The following is a 4,993-nucleotide window of genomic DNA, read 5'->3' as shown; positions in this document are numbered from 1 at the left end:
CGTCACGGGCCGTTTTCGCATGATTATCTCGGGTATCAGTAGCACCGTCCGCATATGGTTGCCCGATGCAGACGGTCCCCATTCAGATGCCCGACGGTTCGACGGTGCCGGTGTCGCTCTTTCCCGGTGAAGGCCGAGACGATGCGCCCGTCATCGTGATACTTCCTGGGCTGGGCATTCCTGGTGGTTACTACCGGCTGTTCGCAGAAGCGCTCGTGGCACGCGGTTTTCACGCCGCGATCGGCGACCTACGCGGGCAGGGCGACAGTGTCCCAAGACCGAGTTCGGCGAGTCGGTACGGCTATCAGGAATTGGTGTCGGTCGATTTTCCGGCGATCTTCGAGGTGGTTCGGGAGCAGTTCCCGGAGGCGACGCCCTACCTTCTCGGTCACAGCATGGGTGGGCAGCTCGGGTCGATGTACGCCGCCCGCATCCGGGGCAGGCTCGGTGGATTGATTCTGGTGGCGTCCGGGTCGCCGTATCACCGTGGCTTCGGTACGACCCGCGGCGTCCCGCTGTACGTGGGCGCGGCCGCAATGGCGATCACCAGCAGCATCGCTGGATTCTGGCCGGGGGACCGAATCGGTATCGGCGGCTTCGGTCGTCAATCGCGTGTTCTCATCGATGATTGGTCCCGATTCGCGCGCACCGGATCGATCGAGCCGGCGGGGGCGGACATGGACTACGAGGAACGCATGGGCCGTCTGACACTTCCGGTGCTCGCGGTGACCATCGAAGGTGACGACCTCGCACCGCGCGGCTCGATGGAGAATCTGACGGCCAAGCTCGCGAACGCCGAGATCACCACCGAACACATCGACGAGCCACTGGGCCACAACGGCTGGATTCGTAAGCCCACGGCGGTGGCCGATCTGGTGGCCCGATGGATGCACCGCTGAGAACACTCGGCGGCGACCGCCTCGGTCGTTTGGATTAATTTCTAAGATACGTTCCAACCAATCCCCGGTTTTGGTGTAAAACACCTTTGACTCAACTTTTGTTCTGCCGAAGATAGCGAGCACGTGCATGAACGGCCTGGGGGCTTCCGCTCGACGGATCGGTAAGGGTTTGCTCGTCGTCGCGTGCATCGTCGCGATGGCGTCACAGGGGACGGCTGTTGCCGCGCCGAACGTGGATCACGCCTCGACGTCATACGTGGTGCGCACGGAGGAAGCCGACGACGTGGCGATGACGGCGTTCGTCCACTCGGCGGCGATGGATCGAACGATTCCGCTCAAGATCCTGCGCTCACCCGACCGGACGGCTCCGAGCCCCACGCTGTACCTGCTCAACGGCGCGGGCGGCGGAATCGACGGAATGGATTGGTACACCCAGACCGACGTCGTCTCGTTCTTCGCCGACAAGAACGTCAACGTGGTGACGCCGGTGGGTGGGGCCTACTCCTACTACACGGACTGGCAGCACGACGATCCCGTCCTCGGCCGGAACAAGTGGGAAACCTTCCTGACGCGCGAACTACCGCCCCTCCTCGACGAGCTTTTGAAGACGAACGGGCGCAACGTCATTGCCGGAATATCGATGGCTGCAACGTCGGTGCTCAATTTGGCAGCCCACAATCCGGGGCTGTTCCGCGCGGTCGGTTCCTACAGTGGCTGCGCCTCGACCACCGACCCACTGGGCCGTGCCTACGTCAAGACCGTCGCATCGTTGGCTCTCGGAACCGACGTGACCAACATGTGGGGCCCGGACGGCGATCCCGACTGGATTCGCAACGACGCAGTCCTCAACGCCGAGAAGCTGCGTGGAACCGCGCTGTACATCTCCAATGGCAGCGGTAAGGCGGGTGCATCGGACACTCTGGATGGGACCAATCCCAACGGACCTGGCTTCGTGTTGCTCAACCAGATGGTGGTGGGCGGCGCGATCGAGGTCGCCACCGGCGACTGCACCAGGCGACTGAAGAGCGTACTCGAAAAGCTGGACATACCAGCCCATTTCGAGCTACGAGACCGAGGGACCCACTCGTGGGGTTATTGGCAGGACGACCTCCACAACTCCTGGCCGATATTCGAGCGGGCTCTCGCGGGCTGACATCAACGACGCCCGAGGTGCCGCCACAGAAACTCGTAGGTCAACGCCGTCTTGAACGCCAACTGCGCATTGTCCGACGCCCCGCCGTGTCCACCTTCGATGTTCTCGTAGTAGCTCACGTCGTGGCCGAGTTCGGCCAGTGATGCGGCCATCTTGCGGGCATGTCCGGGGTGGACGCGGTCGTCCCGCGTCGACGTCGCGATCAGGATCGGTGGGTACCGGCGCTCCGACGCGGTAACCACGTTCTGGTACGGCGAGTACTGCGAGATGAACTCCCACTCGGTCGGGTCGTCGGGATCGCCGTACTCGGCCACCCAGGACGCGCCCGCGAGCAGCAGGTGGTATCGCTTCATGTCCAGTAGTGGGACCTGGCATACCAACGCGCCGAACAGTTCCGGGTACTTCGTCACCATGATGCCCATCAACAGGCCGCCGTTGCTACCGCCCTGCGCGGCCAACTGTTCGGTGGTGGTGATGCCTCGAGTGACGAGATCGCGTGCGACAGCGGCGAAGTCCTCGTGCACCAGATGGCGTCCGGCGCGTAGTACCTGGGTGTGCCAGGACGGCCCGTACTCGCCGCCGCCGCGGATGTTGGCCACGACGTAGGTGCCACCACGTTCGAGCCACGCGCGTCCGGTCGCGCCGCTGTAGCCGGGGGTCATCGAGATCTCGAAGCCGCCGTAGCCGTACAGCAGCGTGGGACCGGGACCGGCGTCGAGGCGGCGGACGACGAAGTAGGGGATCTGTGTTCCGTCGTCCGAGCGGGCGAAGAACTGCTCCACCGTCATGCCTTCGGCGTCGAAGAACGCCGGGGCCTGCTTGAGGACGTCCAGCTCGCCGCCCACCGTGCCCACCAGCAGTGTCGCCGGAGTGAGGTAGCCGGAGGAGGAGAGGAAGAACTCGTCACCGTTCTCCTCGGCGTCGGTGCCGATGATCTCGGTGGACGTCAGGTCCGACAACCCGTCGATCGTGGCGGCGTCCCACTCCTTCGCACCTGGTTTCAGGACGTGCAACTGAGTTCGTACGTCCTGCAGCGTCACCAACAGCAGGTAGTTCTCGGTCCAGGCGTACTGATGTAGCGAAGTATGCTCGTCTGGGGCGAACAGAACCGTCAAAGATGCTGTGCTGGAAATGAACTCGTCGAAATCTGCAGCGAGCAGTGCGCCGGCCGGGTAGGTGGTGTCGCCGACAGTCCACGGCGTCATGGTGCGGACCAGCAACCAGTTCTCGTGCACCGAGGTCGACGCATCGGTCGGAGTCAGGATTCGGGTCAACGCAGATCCATCGAGTACGTAGGTCTCGGAGTTGTAGAAGTCGGTGGCCCGCTGGACGAAGTCGCGCTCGAAGCCCGGGGTGCGATCGTGCCAGGCGGAGATCGAGATGTCCTGCGGCGCGCCTTCGAAGACGGTCTCGGCCTCGACGAGGGGAGTGCCGCGCCGCCACCGCTTGGTGATCCGCGGGTAGCCCGACTCGGTCAGTGAACCGTCCCCGAAATCGGTTCCGACGAAGACGGTGTCGGCATCGATCCAGCCGATGTCGGTCTTGGCCTCGGGTAGCGCGAATCCGCCGTCCTCCGGGGCGCGGAACGTGCGGGAGTCGAGATCGAACTCGCGCACCACCGTCGCGTCGGCTCCGCCGCGGGAGAGAGTGACCAGCGCCAGCCTCTGATCGGGCCGCAGCACCTGGGCGCCGCCCCAGACCCAGTTCTCGCCCTCGCTCTCGGCCAGCGCGTCCAAGTCGAGCAGAACGTCCCACACCGGATTCTCGGTTCGGTACTCGTCCATCGTGGTTCGACGCCAGAGACCGCGGACGTGTTCGCCGTCGCGCCAGAAGTTGTACAGAAACTGCCCGCGGCGGCGGGCGTACGGAATACGGGCGTCCGTGTCGAGAATCTCTCGAATGCTCGCCTCGGTGGCCTCGAAGGCCGTGCCGCTCAGCGCCTCGACCGTCACCTCGTTCTTCTCGCGCACCCACGCGAGCGCAGCGTCGCCGGTGACGTCTTCGAGCCAGAGGTACGGGTCGTCCGAAATTGCCATTCCACAGTTCTAGCAGCAGACGCGTCCTCGGGTCGGCCGGCGATCGGAAGGCTACCGACGGGTAACGAAGACCAGGTCGAGACAGTACGGCAGAGCACGACTACGCTGAGGTCTCGTGACCTCACACTATGACGTCGTTGTCCTCGGAGCCGGTCCCGGTGGGTACGTCGCTGCTATCCGCGCGGCACAACTCGGACTCAGCACTGCCATCATCGAGAAGAAGTACTGGGGCGGTGTGTGCCTGAACGTCGGCTGCATCCCCTCCAAGGCCCTTCTCCGTAACGCCGAGTTGGCGCATCTCTTCACCAAAGAGGCCAAGCTGTTCGGTATTTCGGGTGAAGCGTCCTTCGACTTCGGCGCGGCGTTCGACCGCAGCCGCAAGGTTGCCGACGGCCGCGTCAAGGGCATTCACTTCCTGATGAAGAAGAACAAGATCCCCGAGTACGACGGCAAGGGCACGTTCACCGACGCCAACACCATCGAGGTCGAGCTGACCAAGGGCGGCACCGAGACGATCACGTTCGACAACGCGATCATCTCGACCGGTAGCACCACCAAGCTGCTGCCCGGCACCGAGCTGAGCAAGAACGTCGTCACGTACGAAGAGCAGATCATGACCAAGGAGCTCCCGGGCTCCATTCTCATCGTCGGCGCGGGCGCGATCGGCATGGAGTTCGGCTACATCCTCAAGAATTACGGGGTCGACGTCACCGTCGTCGAGTACCTCGATCGCGCGCTTCCCAACGAGGACAAGGACATCTCGAAGGAAATCGAGAAGCAGTACAAGAAGCTCGGCGTCAAGATCATCACCGCTGCCGGTGTGCAGAGCATCGACGACGACGGCTCCAAGGTCACCGTCGAGATCAAGCACAACAAGTCCGGCGAGAGCGAGACGTTCACCGTCG

At 63.7% G+C, this 4,993-nt stretch carries 4 protein-coding genes; 3 read left to right on the top strand and 1 reads right to left on the bottom strand.

The features are described 5' to 3' along the window. Nucleotides 1-65: 65 nt before the first annotated feature. A complete protein-coding gene (locus QM797_RS26125; protein ID WP_283278643.1) occupies nucleotides 66-899 on the top strand; it encodes an alpha/beta hydrolase family protein in 834 nt (277 codons plus the stop codon). A gap of 127 nt (nucleotides 900-1,026) precedes the next feature. Beyond that, complete coding sequence (locus QM797_RS26120; protein ID WP_283278642.1) at nucleotides 1,027-2,052, top strand: alpha/beta hydrolase; 1,026 nt, start codon at nucleotides 1,027-1,029, stop codon at nucleotides 2,050-2,052. 2 nt (nucleotides 2,053-2,054) lie between these two features. Here QM797_RS26120 and QM797_RS26115 read toward each other — a convergent pair whose 3' ends face one another. Next, nucleotides 2,055-4,088, bottom strand: a complete 2,034-nt coding sequence (locus QM797_RS26115) for a prolyl oligopeptidase family serine peptidase (RefSeq protein WP_283278641.1) — start codon at nucleotides 4,086-4,088, stop codon at nucleotides 2,055-2,057. Nucleotides 4,089-4,203: 115 nt separating this feature from the next. Here QM797_RS26115 and QM797_RS26110 point away from each other — a divergent pair. Then, nucleotides 4,204-4,993: dihydrolipoyl dehydrogenase family protein (locus tag QM797_RS26110; RefSeq protein WP_283278640.1), on the top strand; the 790-nt coding region annotated here is incomplete at its 3' end.

Source organism: Rhodococcus sp. IEGM 1381, from assembly GCF_030056795.1.
Lineage (GTDB): Bacteria > Actinomycetota > Actinomycetes > Mycobacteriales > Mycobacteriaceae > Rhodococcoides.
This window is presented reverse-complemented; position numbering and strand designations above follow the sequence as displayed.